The organism is Nocardia alni (assembly GCF_019038435.1).
Taxonomy (GTDB): Bacteria; Actinomycetota; Actinomycetes; order Mycobacteriales; family Mycobacteriaceae; genus Nocardia; species Nocardia alni.
Genome location: NZ_JAGPOX010000101.1, coordinates 23,051 through 36,821, shown reverse-complemented (window position 1 = coordinate 36,821; position 13,771 = coordinate 23,051). Strand labels below are relative to the sequence as shown.

Annotated in this window: 15 protein-coding genes; 4 read left to right on the top strand and 11 right to left on the bottom strand. The window is 66.8% G+C overall.

Annotation, left to right across the window (positions count from 1 at the left end; translation table 11 throughout):
* The coding region (locus tag JZ791_RS47350) for a cutinase family protein (protein WP_254206614.1) at positions 1 to 1,669 on the bottom strand (1,669 nt) is incomplete at its 3' end.
* Between the two features lie 159 nt (positions 1,670 to 1,828).
* Between JZ791_RS47350 and JZ791_RS30650 the strand changes: the two genes are divergently transcribed.
* Both JZ791_RS30650 and JZ791_RS30645 read left to right on the top strand, forming a co-directional pair.
* Positions 1,829 to 2,293 (top strand): PPOX class F420-dependent oxidoreductase, encoded by a 465-nt coding sequence (locus tag JZ791_RS30650; protein ID WP_216899079.1) that lies wholly within the window; start codon positions 1,829 to 1,831, stop codon positions 2,291 to 2,293.
* A 120-nt stretch (positions 2,294 to 2,413) separates the two neighbouring features.
* Entirely contained in the window at positions 2,414 to 2,659 is a 246-nt protein-coding gene (locus tag JZ791_RS30645; RefSeq protein ID WP_216899078.1) for a hypothetical protein, read from the top strand.
* A 17-nt stretch (positions 2,660 to 2,676) separates the two neighbouring features.
* On the opposite strand, the gene dnaG is transcribed toward JZ791_RS30645, so the two are convergent.
* The 8 genes from dnaG to JZ791_RS30605 form a co-directional block, all read right to left on the bottom strand.
* Entirely contained in the window at positions 2,677 to 4,590 is a 1,914-nt protein-coding gene (gene dnaG / locus JZ791_RS30640; protein ID WP_216899077.1) for a DNA primase, read from the bottom strand.
* Between the two features lie 251 nt (positions 4,591 to 4,841).
* Positions 4,842 to 6,101, bottom strand: a complete 1,260-nt coding sequence (locus JZ791_RS30635; RefSeq protein WP_216899076.1) for a deoxyguanosinetriphosphate triphosphohydrolase — start codon at positions 6,099 to 6,101, stop codon at positions 4,842 to 4,844.
* Positions 6,102 to 6,125: 24 nt separating this feature from the next.
* Positions 6,126 to 6,818: a YdcF family protein gene (locus JZ791_RS30630; protein ID WP_216899074.1), complete on the bottom strand. Its 693-nt coding sequence runs from the start codon at positions 6,816 to 6,818 to the stop codon at positions 6,126 to 6,128.
* 165 nt (positions 6,819 to 6,983) lie between these two features.
* The gene (locus JZ791_RS30625; protein WP_216899072.1) at positions 6,984 to 7,658 is read right to left on the bottom strand and encodes an MBL fold metallo-hydrolase; all 675 of its coding nucleotides are present in this window, start codon (positions 7,656 to 7,658) and stop codon (positions 6,984 to 6,986) included.
* A gap of 51 nt (positions 7,659 to 7,709) precedes the next feature.
* Entirely contained in the window at positions 7,710 to 8,123 is a 414-nt protein-coding gene (locus tag JZ791_RS30620; protein WP_216899070.1) for a VOC family protein, read from the bottom strand.
* 60 nt (positions 8,124 to 8,183) lie between these two features.
* A complete protein-coding gene (locus JZ791_RS30615) occupies positions 8,184 to 8,633 on the bottom strand; it encodes a hypothetical protein (protein WP_216899068.1) in 450 nt (149 codons plus the stop codon).
* Between the two features lie 242 nt (positions 8,634 to 8,875).
* Positions 8,876 to 9,796, bottom strand: a complete 921-nt coding sequence (locus tag JZ791_RS30610) for an NADP-dependent oxidoreductase (RefSeq protein ID WP_216899067.1) — start codon at positions 9,794 to 9,796, stop codon at positions 8,876 to 8,878.
* A 77-nt stretch (positions 9,797 to 9,873) separates the two neighbouring features.
* Positions 9,874 to 11,265: a glycine--tRNA ligase gene (locus JZ791_RS30605; protein ID WP_216899065.1), complete on the bottom strand. Its 1,392-nt coding sequence runs from the start codon at positions 11,263 to 11,265 to the stop codon at positions 9,874 to 9,876.
* 330 nt (positions 11,266 to 11,595) lie between these two features.
* Here JZ791_RS30605 and JZ791_RS30600 point away from each other — a divergent pair, with 330 nt between their 5' ends.
* Both JZ791_RS30600 and JZ791_RS30595 read left to right on the top strand, forming a co-directional pair.
* The gene (locus JZ791_RS30600) at positions 11,596 to 11,991 is read left to right on the top strand and encodes an ArsR/SmtB family transcription factor (protein ID WP_254206612.1); all 396 of its coding nucleotides are present in this window, start codon (positions 11,596 to 11,598) and stop codon (positions 11,989 to 11,991) included.
* Positions 11,992 to 11,993: 2 nt separating this feature from the next.
* The gene (locus tag JZ791_RS30595; RefSeq protein ID WP_308163164.1) at positions 11,994 to 12,413 is read left to right on the top strand and encodes a Fur family transcriptional regulator; all 420 of its coding nucleotides are present in this window, start codon (positions 11,994 to 11,996) and stop codon (positions 12,411 to 12,413) included.
* A gap of 18 nt (positions 12,414 to 12,431) precedes the next feature.
* On the opposite strand, the gene JZ791_RS30590 is transcribed toward JZ791_RS30595, so the two are convergent.
* Both JZ791_RS30590 and JZ791_RS30585 read right to left on the bottom strand, forming a co-directional pair.
* Positions 12,432 to 12,866, bottom strand: a complete 435-nt coding sequence (locus tag JZ791_RS30590) for a hypothetical protein (RefSeq protein WP_216899063.1) — start codon at positions 12,864 to 12,866, stop codon at positions 12,432 to 12,434.
* Positions 12,863 to 13,663 carry an isoprenyl transferase gene (locus JZ791_RS30585; protein WP_216899061.1) on the bottom strand — a complete coding sequence of 267 codons (801 nt, stop codon included), beginning with the start codon at positions 13,661 to 13,663 and terminating at the stop codon, positions 12,863 to 12,865. Before JZ791_RS30585 ends, JZ791_RS30590 begins: the two co-directional genes overlap by 4 nt.
* Between the last annotated feature and the right edge of the window lie 108 nt (positions 13,664 to 13,771).

Genomic DNA, 13,771 nt, shown 5'->3' with positions numbered 1-13,771 from the left:
TTTTTATGGATAGGGCGACCACCGAAAACACCACAAGGCTATTCGTCGGCAGCGTCAGAGGTGTATAAGAGACAGTCGCGGGGGTGGCGGGGGTGGTCAACTTCGCCACCTGGGCCTCCTTGGCCTTGACATCGACACCGGCCTGGTACGCCGCGGCGACGTCGGCTTGCTGGGGCTGGACCGTGGTGTTGACCTTCTTGCCCGCCTGCGCCTGCTGGGCCAAGTTGACGAGCCAGGCGGCGGCGTATTCGGCGGAGGTCAGCGGCTTGCCGTCAGCCGAGTTCGAATCGCGCCAGTAGTCGAAGTGGTGGCCGGTTCCGTTGGGGCCCAGCGTGAGCTGGTACGGATTGCTCATGATCACCGGGATCGTGTTCTGGTTGGTGACGATCAGGCCGATCATCTCGTTGAAGAACTTCTGTGGGAGATAGGCCAGCGAGGACAGGTCATCGCTCGAGATCGTCTGGGCCACGGCCTGATTCGGTTGCTGCTGGCCCGGTTCTTGCTGGCCGGGCTGCTGTTGACCGAGCTGCTCACCCGGCTGCTGCTGTCCCGGCTGCTGCTGACCTGGTTGCTGCTGACCCGACGGCTGCTGACCGGGCTGCTGCTGTGGTTGCTCCTGCCCCGGCTTGTAAGTCGGGTCGGACACCTTCAGCAGCACGTCGAGGAACGTCTGCTTACTCGCCATCCAATTCGGCTGCGACTGAATGTATTCGAACGCGTTGAAGCCGATCTTGGCCAGGGTCACCGCGACGTCCGCCCCGGTCGCGGGGGTGAGACCCTTGTTCTGCAGATCGTCGACGTTGATCTGGCTGCCCACGTTCACCGCCAGCTGCAGCAGCGAAATGTTCTGCGGCGCGGCACAGGTGAGATCACCGTCGGAACAGAACGAGGCGACGCGCCCGTTCAGTGCGCCGAACCCGCCGCTGCTGTCGGTCACTGCCCCCTGTCCGGGAGTCGGCGTCGTACCGGTCTGATAGTTCTGGTCGAAGTTGTCGGGATGCGCGAACGGTTGCTGCGCACCGGGGAACGGGCCGTCCCCGGCCGAGCGGCCGTTATCGGCCAGGATCACCACACCGGTCACCTTGGATGGATCGACGATGCCGTAGGCGCCGCCGGTGGCGGGCTTCTGATCACCGATCTGCTGGGCTACCTGCCGCGCCACGGCGGAGCCCTCGCTGTACCCGACGATCGCGAATTGCGTGTTGGGGCAGGCCTGCCGGATCGCCTCCATCACCTTCTCGGTATTCGCGACGCCGGCGCCGACCGCATCGTCGAAGGTGGACATGTTCGCCGGGTACGAGATGTACATCGCGGCATACGAACCCGCCGCGACCTTGCTCGTCGGGGCGTTGATGACCGGATCCTCCCAGGTGCTGTGATAGTCGTCGGACGTCGCGGCGGGCAGCGGCTTGCCATCCGCGCCGACCAGCATCTTCGTCGTCGTCGCGGAGGGACTGTCGTTGCGCCCGGCGACCGCGATGGTCACCATGTCGTGGCAGGTGGTCACCGAGGCGGTGAGCCGGGTCTGCGCGTTGGGCGTCGCGAAGAGCAACGCCGCGACCACGACCACCACTACGACGCCTATTACCACAGGCGTCGCGATGGTCGTGGCGAGTCGGTGCCGCCGCACGAACTCACGCAGAGTCGATACGCGCTGCCGAAAATCCATGCCCGGTCCCCATTTCGACGTGATGACGCAAACGGCCCCCCGAGGACCATGTGCCACAAGAAACGTCGTCGAACGGGTCTTCGACGTTACGGATACGGCGTGGATCACACCGACCGGTAGCCTGGATCCGCACCCACGTCCACGCGCCGAGAGGATCCCATGCCACGCATCGCCACAGCGGACCGTGTCCAGCACGACGCGCTCCTGGAATTCCTGCGGCCGCGCCATCGCGGTGTCCTGGTCACCTCGCGCACCGACGGCACTCCCCAGCTGTCACCGGTGACCTGCGGCCTGACTCCGGACGGCAGCCTCGTGGTGTCGACGTATCCGAGCCGCGCCAAGACCGCCAATGCCCGCCGCGACCCACGGGTGTCGATCTGCGTGCTCTCCGACGACTGGAACGACCCGTACGTCCAGGTCGACGGCCGCGCCGAGGTGCTGGATATGCCGCAGGCCCTGGACGGTCTGGTCGAATACTTCCGCTGCATCTCCGGCGAGCACCCGAACTGGGACGAGTACCGCGAGGCGATGGCTCGCCAGAACAAATCGCTGATCCGCATCCACATCGACCGATGGGGCCCGATCGCCACCGGCGGATTCCCGCCCGAACTCGCCGATTCCTGACAGCGATTTACTGTCGGACCCATCTGGCATGGTGAGCGAAAACAGTGCCGGATCGACAGCCGTACCCGGTGTCAGGCAGGATGTACGGCGCGGACAGGTGACCGGAGGGAGCTCGAGGATATGCTGCGCTTGATCATCGGCATTGCGGCCGGGTACATACTCGGAGCGAAGGCCGGGCGCGTCCGCTATGAGCAGATCAGCAAGACCGGCCGTGCCATCGCCGCCAGCCCGGTCACCCGCAAACTCGTCGAGGTCAGTCGGCAGAAGCTGTCGGACAAGCTCAGCACCCAGCCGAAGCTGGAGCCGATGGAGCCGCTGGACGAGCGCACCACCGTGCTGGTCCCGCACGATCAATTGCGTCGCTGAGAGAGCGCCTGGGCGGGTTAGACCGCGCCCATGGCTTGGGCTTGCAGGCTCTTGCGGTATTGCTCCAAGGCCACGACGTCGCCGAACAGGGACATGTAGGCGTCCGGCTGTTCGGTCGAGGAGATGCGCTGGAGTTTCGACTTCAGTTCGGCGACCTGGCGGCCTATCCAGATCTCCTGGCTGCGGGCGATGATGCCGGTGACGAAGCGCTGGATGTCGTCCATCGATTTGACCGGTAGTTGTTCGGTGGCAAGCTCGCTGACCAGTTCCCGCAGCAGCAGATCGTCGGTGTGGTCGGCGACTCGGCCCACCCATTCGGCGCCGCCCAGGCCCGCGGCCGTGCCGCCCGCCTCGGCGATCGCGGCGCGGACGGCCAGGTACGCGGGATGGGTGAACACCTCGTGCTCGAGGGTGTCGAACATCGGACCGGCGATCGCCGGGTATTGCAGGGCCGCCGCCAGCGTCTGGCGCTGCGACAGGAGGACCGGATCACGGGGATTCGGCCGAACCGGGACGGACTCGGCGGGAGGCTTGTCGGCCGTCGAGCCGGAAGCCTTTGCCGGGGAGGCGGATTCACGTCCGGGCGGAGCCGCACGACGACGCTTGGCCTCGTCACCGACGCGGCGCACCACCAGTTGGATGTCGTCCCAGCCGACCCAGCCCGCCAGTTTGGTCGCGTACGCCTTGCGCAGGGCGTAATCCTTGATCTGCGCGACCACCGGCACCGTGCGGCGCAGCGCCTCCACCTGCCCCTCGGGGGATTCCAGGTTGTGCTCGGCGAGCGTGCCGCGGATCACGAACTCGTACAACGGAATCCGGCGCGCCACCAGATCCCGTACCGCGCCGTCGCCGGAGTGCTGACGTAGCTCGCACGGGTCCTGGCCGTCGGGAGCAACAGCGATGAAGGTCTGCCCGGCCAGCTTCTGGTCGCCGGAGAACGCCTTGAGCGCCGCCGCCTGACCGGCCGCGTCGCCGTCGAAGGTGTAGATGATCTCGCCGCGCCAGAAGTTGTCGTCGATCAGCAGGCGGCGCAGCATCCCCATATGCTCCTCGCCGAAGGCGGTGCCGCAGGAGGCGACGGCCGTGGTCACCCCGGCCAGATGCATCGCCATCACGTCGGTGTAGCCCTCGACCACGACGGCCTGATGGCTCTTGGCGATCTCGCGCTTGGCCAGATCGAGCCCGAACAACACCTGAGACTTCTTGTACAGCACCGTTTCCGAGGTGTTGATGTACTTGGCGGTCATCTGGTCGTCGTCGTACAGCCGCCGCGCGCCGAACCCGATGACCTCACTGCTCAGATTGCGGATCGGCCACAGCAGCCGCCGGTGGAAGCGATCGATCGGGCCGTGCTTGCCGGGTTTGGACAGACCCGCGGCCTCCAGCTCCTTGATATCGAAACCCTTGCGCAGCAAGTGTTTCGTGAGGGTGTCCCAGCCGCTGGGGGCGTAGCCGCAGCCGAAGTGCCGGGCGGCCGCGTCGTCGAAGTTGCGTTCGGTGAGGTACTTGCGGGCCGCGGCGGCGTCGGGGGTGGACAGCTGCGAGACGTAGAACTCGTGCGCCGCGGCGTTCGCGGCGACCAACCGGCTTCGGGTGCCGCGATCGCGCTGTACCGAGGTCCCGCCACCCTCGTAGTTGATCTTGTAGTTGATCCGATCGGCCATCTGCTCGACGGCCTCGACGAACCCGACATGGTCGATCTTCTGCAGGAACGCGAACACATCGCCGCCCTCACCACAGCCGAAGCAGTGGAACAGCCCGTGATTCGGCCGCACATGGAACGAGGGCGACTTCTCGTCGTGGAACGGGCACAGCCCCTTGAGCGAATCGGCCCCGGCGCGTTTCAGCGCGACGTACTCCCCCACGACATCCTCGATGCGCACGCGGTCACGAATTGCCGCGATATCGCGATCAGGAAGTCTGCCAGCCACGGAGCGAGTCTAGCCTGCGTCGTATCGTGTAGATACGCTGGAACGGCGGCCACAGCGACAACCGTTCCAACTGCTGCGATATCGCGATCAAGAAGGCTGTCAGCCACGAGCGCCGATGCAATGCAGCGATAGTGCCGCATAGATTGGGGCGTATCTATTCGACTGCATCGTGTTGCTGAACGGGTGCAGCCACCACAGTGGCCGTCCGTTCCTGTGGCCTAGCCTCACAACCTCGGCGTCGTTCGCGTCCGTTACCCGATATCAGCGGCAACGCGCTCGAGTCTGCTCTCGGTGTACGACGCGATCTGGTCGACGATCACGCGCACCCGCGCGGCCTCGTCGGTCGCCTCCTCCCACCAGGGCAGCAGCACGGGGTCCAGGCCGTGCGGGGCGGTAGTGAGCAGGTGGTCGGCGACCAGGGCGATGCGCTCGCGCTGCGTGGCCTGGCGGCGGTGGTGGGCGGGATCGGACATCACGTAGCGCAGGGCGACCGTCTTGAGCATCGCGACCTCGGCGGCGACGATGGGCGGCACCTCGAGGTCGGCGTTGTAGCGGGACAGCCGGCCGCTGCACGCCTGCCGGGTCGCCTCGACCGCGGCGGTGGCGAACCGGCCGACCAGATCGCTGGTGAGTCGCTTCAGGGCGGCCGAGGCACGCAGGGTGCCGTCGTAGCCGACCGATGCGGCGATCACCGGCAGCTCCGAGAGCCGCTGGGCGGCGGCGATCAGGTCCTCGTCGGACATGCCGCGGTGGCGGGCCTGACCGAGGTCGGCCAGGGCGCGCTGTTCGACCGGATCGGCCAACGCCCGCAGGTCGATGCGGCCCGCGATCACCCCGTCCTCGACGTCGTGCACCGAATAGGCCACGTCGTCGGACCAGTCCATCACCTGCGACTCCAGGCACTGCCGCCGCTCGGGAGCACCCTTGCGAACCCAGTCCAGGCGCTCCCGGTCCTGCTCGTAGGCGCCGAACTTGCGCACCGAACCCGTTCTGCCCCAGGGGTATTTGATGGTGGCGTCCAGGGCCGCACGGGTCAGGTTGAGGCCGAAGCTCTCGGTATCGTCCGGGCCGAACACCTTCGGCTCCAACCGCGTCAGAATCCGCAGGTTCTGCGCGTTGCCCTCGAAACCTCCGTAGGCATCGGCGAATTCGTCCAGGGCGCGTTCGCCGTTGTGGCCGTACGGCGGATGGCCGATATCGTGGGCCAGCCCGGCCAGGTCCACCACGTCCGGATCACAGCCCAGGCCGTCGGCGATGCTGCGGCCGATCTGGGCGACCTCCAGCGAATGGGTGAGCCGGGTGCGCGGGGTGTCACCGTCGCGCGGGCCCATGACCTGGGTTTTGTCGGCGAGGCGGCGCAGCGCGGCCGAGTGCAGCACCCGGGCGCGGTCGCGGGCGAAGTCGCTGCGCCGCTCGGGAACCGGAGCCCAACTCAGGCCCGCGGTCTTGGCCTCCTCGGCCACCATGCGCTCGCGATCCTGCGCCGTATAGGCGTCGGGCAGGCCGGTCATACCATCACTGCTCCTGGCGAATGCTCATTGTTCCGCCGTGTATTTGAAGTCGGCGGGGAAATGCGTCAGCTTGTACCACAGCAATGCCGCAGTCTCGCGGGCGATTCCGTGGAACTGCGATTCGCGGGTGTACACCGACGGACCGGTGCGGGTCGGCGCGGTCCACGCCCGCAATCCCGCGTCGCGCGCCATGGTCCGGGTGCGCATCGAGTGCCACGGATCGCTGACCAGCACCACCGAGGACAGATCGCGGGTGCGCATCGAGGTGGCGACGGCGTTGATGCTCTCCAGGGTGTCCGAACCGGTTTCCACCGCCAGCAGCCGGTCCGCGGGAATTCCCTGATCGGCCAGATAGATCTTCCCGGCCGCGGCCTCGGTGTAGGCGTCGCCGGGGCGCTTGCCGCCTACCGTGATCACCAGCGGCGCAACGCCCCTGGAGAACAGCCGATACGCCTGGCCCAACCGCGCCTGGAACACCGAGGAGGGCGTCCCGTCGTACTGAGCCGCGCCGAGCACCAGGATCGCGTCCGCATGGGTGTCGTCATCGATTCGCGCCACCTGCCACACCCGCACCGCCGTCCCGAGGACCAGGACCAGCGCCATCAGCACCGCCCCGACGATCAGGCGACGCACCCACCGTCCGGCCGCCGACCCGCGCGCACGATCACCGTTCGGCATCGTTACGCGGGGTATGGGACGAGTCGGAGCCCAGGACATTCCCCGAGTGTGCCAAAGTTCGATCACGCCCAGATTGCGGAGCCGGATATCGCCGTGTGTCGGCGCCGGCTCGCTGCGCCGATCGGCATGGCTGTGCCTCGCCATCGCGCATCGAGCCGGCGACACGCGTGGTATATCTCACCAGCCCGTGCACCGACGGTTCGGTTACCAGCCGCGCTCACGCCACTCGTCGAGATGCGGGCGCTCGGTACCGAGGGTGGTGTCGTCGCCGTGGCCGGGGTAGACGACAGTCTCGTCCGGGTAGCGCGCGAACAGCTTGCCGGTCACGTCGCCATACAGAGAGGCGAAATCCTCCGGGGTGCTGGTGCGGCCCACCCCGCCCGGGAACAGGGAGTCGCCGGTGAACAGGTGCGTCTGTCCGGCGCCGTCGGTCAGGGCCAGGGCCACCGAGCCCGGGGTGTGGCCGCGCAGATGGATCGCCTCGAGTGCGAGTTCGCCGACCCGGACCGTCTCGCCGTCGGCCAGCAGGCGGTGCGGCGGAACCGGCAGGGGGGCGGCGTCCAGTTCGTGGGCGGCGGTGGGGGCGCCCGTCTCGGCGGCCACCTTCTCCAGGCCCTGCCAGTGGTCGGCGTGCTGATGGGTGGTGACGATCAGTTCGAGCTGTCCGGACACCTCCTGACCGGCCAGCTCGAGCAGCCGTTCGGGCTCGTTCGCGGCGTCGATGAGCAGGGTCGCCCCGGTGGCGGTGTCCTGCACCAGGTAGCTGTTGTTGTCGACCGGGCCTACCGACATCTTCACAATGTGCGCCCCGGGCACAGAGCGCTGCTGCGGATTCGACCCCGGCGAGACATGGCCGGTATATGCGTCCAGCGTGATCACTCTTCGATCGTAACCACCGGCGCCGCGGTCCAGCCCCGCGGACGGCCGGTTTCAGCTCGCGGGCGGAACCGGCTCTCCCGAACGAGTCGCCAGCCACTGCTGAATCTCGATCAGGTTCCCATCCGGGTCACGAAGATAGGCGCACCGGATACGATCGCCGAAAGCGACCGGCCCACTGGCGATCTCGGCGCCCCGGGCTCGAATCACCGAGAGGTAGTCGTCCAGATCGTCCACCCGCAGCGACACCAGCGCCGTATCGCCCTTCCCCGCCCGCAACACCCCACCCAGCATGGCATCCAGGTCGTCCCGCTCATGCAGGCACAGACTGCTCCCCAACTCGGGCTTGAATGCCACATACGGCGGCTCGGGCTCCTCGACCTGCGGCCGCAACCCGACCACATCCCGATAGAACTCGACACACCGCGCGAAATCCCCAACTATCAATCGAATCTGAGTCAAGTGCACACTTGCGAACCTACGCTCTTCTCACCAGCGCGAATGGCGCCGCATCCGGTGTCTCGAATGTCACCGCGGCGGGCGAGGTCGCGGCGTCGGGTAATTTCGTTGTCGCGGCGGATAATTCGCATACGGATGATTCGGGTAGTTCCGATCCGGCATGGTGTCGCGCCACTCCGGATGGCCCACGTCTGCATGTGATTCACTGTCGGGCAACCACATTCGATTCACCCACTGCCGCACGCCCGGGATCATCAGGAACGGCGCCGCCAGCACGGTGCCGATCACCCGAAACAGGCCCAGCGCGTATTCCGCCACCTCGACGACGATGTGCAGCGCCACGATCAACGCGCACGGCGTCGCGAGCAACACGCACAGCACCCCGGCCACCCAGGCGCGAATATCGAATGCCGACACCGCCGCCACACCGAAGATCACCAGCCCGGCCAACGCGGCCAGCGCTACCCAGAATTGGAGCAGTCGATCGAGCCGATCGCGCGACATCCGCGCTGAGGCCACCACATCTCCCTCGCCGTACCCGCCACGTCGCGCCTATACCCCCGCGCGGCACAAACTTTCGCGTGCACACGATACTGCGCGTTCAACCCTCGGTACAGCCGTTGGCGGGATTCCGACGCCGACGTTTGAGGCCGGTTATGTCTGGATAATCCAGATCCCTCCCCGGGTGAACCCGTTGCGGTCGGGACTTTTTCGCAAGGTCGCACCCCGCCCGAACGCGGGGTGCGACACGCGAGACCCGATCAAGGACGCAGGACGATCTTGCCGTGCGTGTGCCCGGCCTCCAACTCGCTGTAGGCGGCGCGAACCTCGCTGAGCGGGTATGTACCCGCGATGGGGACGTCGAGCTTGCCCGAGGCGGCGAGATCGGCCAGCCCGGCGACCACGTCGATGGTGGCGGCCGCACCGCTACCCTCGGCCTTGACGCCGTACTTCGCCACGGCCGCGAAATCGGCGATGGTGTCGATGCGGTCCGGCTTGACCCCCAGGTCGATGGCCAGTTCGACATAGTCCGGACCGTAGGTGTCGATGAAGGCGTCGACACCGTCGGGCGCGGCGGCGCGAATACGGTCGGCCAGACCGTCACCGTAGGCCACGGGAACCGCGCCCACCGACCGCAACCACTCGTGGTTACCGGGGCCCGCGATGCCGACAACCGTTACCTCGCGTGCGCGAAGCAGTTGCACCACAAGCGAACCCACACCACCGGCAGCGCCCGACACCACGACGGTGTCCCCCGCCTCCGGGCTCACCGCACGCACCGCCGCAAACGCCGTCGTACCCGCGACGTACAGCGACCCGGCCACATCCCACGACAGCCCCGCGGGCTTGGGCGTCACCTGACCGACCGGGACGACCACATGCGTCGCCTGGCTGGAGCGCTCGTCGCTGAATCCGACCACCTCGTCCCCCACGGCCACGCCGCTCACCCCGTCACCGACCGCGACCACCCGGCCGGCGAAATCACTGCCCTGACCGGACGGGAACGTCGCGGGCCAGCGCTCGTGCAGCAGACCCTGGCGAATCTTCCACTCCCCCGGGTTGATCGAGGCCGCGACAACCTGCACCACGAGCTGCCCCGGCCCCGCCACCGGCTCGGGAATCTCGACCACGTTCAGTACGTCGATCCCGCCATACCGATCGAACTTCACTGCCTGTGCCATGACTCGCTCCTTCGTGCGATGACTGCCTATGACATAGCCGAACAGTGTTTCCCGATCCGTTATTTCCGCCGGAACTCTCAGGATCCGATCAACCGCTGAGCCAGATAGCCCTCCACCTGGTCCAGACCGATCCGCTCCTGCGCCATCGAATCCCGCTCGCGCACCGTCACCGCCTGATCCTCGAGGGTGTCGAAGTCTACGGTGATGCAGAACGGCGTGCCGACCTCGTCCTGACGACGGTAACGACGGCCGATGGCGCCCGCGTCGTCGAAGTCGATGTTCCAGTTCTTGCGCAGCTGCGCGGCAAGGTCTTTCGCCTTCGGCGACAGATCGGCGTTGCGCGACAAGGGAAGTACCGCGGCCTTCACCGGCGCGAGCCGGCGGTCCAGGCGCAGCACTGTCCGCTTCTCCATGACGCCCTTGGCATTCGGCGCTTCGTCTTCGGAATACGCGTCGATCAGGAACGCCATGAGCGAGCGGGTCAGACCGGCGGCCGGTTCGATCACGTACGGGGTGTAGCGCTCGCCGGAGTTCTGGTCGAAGAAGCTCAGATCGACGCCGGAATGGTCCGAATGCGTCTTCAGGTCGAAGTCGGTGCGGTTGGCCACACCCTCCAGCTCACCCCATTCGCTGCCGACGAAGTGGAAACGGTACTCGATGTCGACCGTGCGGGTCGAATAGTGCGAGAGCTTCTCCTTCGGGTGTTCGTACAGGCGCAGGTTCTCCGGATCAATACCCAGGTCGGTGTACCAGGCCTTGCGCGTGTCGATCCAGTACTGATGCCACTGCTCGTCCTCACCCGGCTTGACGAAGAACTCCATCTCCATCTGCTCGAACTCGCGAGTGCGGAAGATGAAGTTGCCGGGAGTGATCTCGTTGCGGAAGCTCTTGCCGATCTGCGCGATGCCGAACGGGGGCTTCTTGCGCGCGGTGGTCTCCACGTTCTTGTAGTTGACGAAGATGCCCTGCGCGGTCTCGGGCCGCAGGTAGTGCATGCCCTCCTCGGACTCGACCGGGCCCAGGTAGGTCTTGAGCATCATGTTGAAGTCGCGCGGCTCGGTCCACTGGCCGACCGTGCCGCAGTCCGGACAGCCGACCAGCTCCATCGAGACGCTGTCCGGGTCCTGGACCTTGTGCTTCTCGGCGTAGGCCTCCTGCAGATGGTCCTGCCGGTGCCGCTTGTGGCAGTTCAGGCATTCCACCAGCGGATCGTTGAACACGCCGACATGGCCCGAGGCCACCCACACCTGGCGCGGCAGAATCACCGCAGAATCCAACCCGACGATATCGTCGCGGCTGGTGACCATGGCCCGCCACCACTGGCGCTTGATGTTCTCCTTCAACTCCACGCCCAACGGCCCGTAATCCCACGCCGACCGGGTCCCTCCGTAGATCTCGCCGCTCGGGAACACGAGACCCCGACGCTTGGCAAGATTGGCGACGGTGTCGACCTTCGACTTGGGTGCCACGGCTGGAGCTCTCCCTCTGCAATGGTGAACGGCGATTCGTCCCAGGGTATCGGGCGTCCAGACAAGCGGTCCACGCAGTATGCCAAGCCGCCTCTCCGCGTTTTCAGCGCACGACTGGGTGCCGTCGCCGGTCCCGCACGCGTGCCGACAGTCGTGTGCCGAGCCGATTCTGGGCGTACCCGGCAGCTTGCCGCCCTCTCGACCGCACTCAGCACGTTCTCGTTCCTCGAGGTCAGCACCTGTGGTCCAGGAGAGCCGGTGTTGCTAGTTGACATGCGCACTTTTGCATATTAATAATGGCATCGGTTTCCGATAAGGAGTTGGCATTCGATGACCACCGACAGCGGCACACCCGCACGCCGTAGCCGCGTCGCGGTGGAGGCGCCCACCCCCATTCCGCACGACCCGTATCCCTACCGCGCCCCGGTCGCACCCAGCGTGCCCGGGCGCCCGGTGCTGGAGAACGCGGGTGAGCTGTTGCGTGCGCTGGCCGCGCCGGTGCGCATCGCCATCGTCCTGCAGCTGCGCGAGTCGCCGCGCTGCGTGCACGAGCTGGTCGACACCCTGGGAGTGACACAGCCACTGGTCAGCCAACACCTGCGGATCCTGAAATCCGCCGGGGTGGTGCGCGGCCTGCGCACCGGCCGCGAGGTGATCTACGAGTTGGTCGACGACCATCTCGCCCGCATCGTGGTGGATGCGGTGGCACACGCCGAGGAAGGATAACGGTGGGACAGGCAGAAAAGACCGTGGGTGTGCGCAGCACCCGGCAGCGCAGCGCGATCACCGCGCTCCTCGGCGATATCGAGGAGTTCCGGTCCGCGCAGGACCTGCACGACGAGCTGCGCCGACGCGGTGAGGGCATCGGCCTGACCACGGTCTATCGCACTCTGCAGTCGCTGGCCGACGCGGGCATCGTGGACGTGCTGCGCACCGACACCGGCGAGTCGGTGTACCGGCAGTGTTCCAAGGGCCATCATCATCACCTGGTGTGCCGGACTTGCGGGCGCACCGTGGAGGTGGAGGGGCCGACGGTGGAGGCATGGGCGGAATCCGTTGCGGGACAGCACGGATTCACCGACATCAGCCACACCCTGGAGGTGTTCGGTACCTGCTGCGAGTGCGCGGCGGCACGGGCCCGACCGTAAATCGGCAGGTTTCCGCACTCAGGGCAGCAAACCTTGACGCGCCCGGCTCGCACCCGACAGCACCAGCAGCAACATCGTCGCCATCGCCTCGTCCTCCAGACCCGCGGCCGGGAACGTGTAGCGCATGATCACGTCGGCCAGTTTGTCGTGGCCGATGACGCTGAGCGAGCCGAACTGCAAGGCGCTGTTGCGCTCGGCGACGCGCTTGTGCAACTGGGGTTTGAGCGGGCGATCCCAGGCCAGCACCAGGGTGAGGGTGAGCACGTCCAGGCCGGGGGCCAACGTCACCGCACGCAGTGAGCACAGCGAGCCCTCGTACTCGAACGCGAGCGTGGCGCCCTCGACCCGCACATCCACCGCGCCGTAGTGCGCCAGACATGCTCCGGCCTTGACCTGTAGATCTATCGCGGATTCGGTTGTACCCGAATCCGATTCATTCGTGGATTCGCTCACTTCACACCTCCGAATCGGCGGTCCCGCTTGGCGTATTCCAGGCACGCATCCCACAGATTGCGGCGGTCGAAGTCCGGGAACAGCGTGTTCTGGTACACGAATTCGGCGTACGCCGATTGCCAGATCAGGAAGTTGGAACTGCGCAGCTCACCCGAGGGCCGCAGGAACACGTCCACGTCCGGCATATCCGGCTCGTCCAGATACCTGCCGAAGGTAGCCTCGGTGATCCGCTCCGGATTCAGCTCACCGGCCGCCGCGCGCCGCGCGATTTCCCGTACGGCATCGACGATTTCGGCGCGACCACCGTAGTTGACGCACATGGTCAGGGTCATCACCGTGTTGTCCTTGGTCAACTCCTCGGCGACCTCCAATTCATTGATCACGCTGCGCCACAACCGCGGCCGGCGCCCGGCCCACCGCACTCGCACGCCCATCTCGTGCATCTCGTCGCGGCGGCGGCGGATCACGTCACGGTTGAAGCCCATCAGGAAGCGCACCTCGTCGGGGCTGCGCTTCCAGTTCTCGGTCGAAAAGGCATAGGCCGAAAGCCATTTGACGCCGATCTCGATACAGCCCTCGACGGTGTCCATGAGCACCGCCTCGCCCTGCTCGTGCCCGGCGGTGCGCGGCAACCCCCGCTCCTGCGCCCACCGTCCGTTGCCGTCCATCACCAGCGCGACGTGCCGGGGCACGAATTCCGCCGGAATCGCCGGTGGCCGGGCACCCGACGGATGCGGTGACGGCGGGCGAATCGCGCGGTCGGGCGCGGGAGCGGACTGGTTACGATTACCGATCACGCCCCTATCCTGCCTGATGCCGGTCGACCGCCCGGCAGGCACCGCCGAACCGGACGCCCGCACTGCCTACCGGCCCGGGCTCGCAGGGCGCGCCGCTCGGCGCACCCG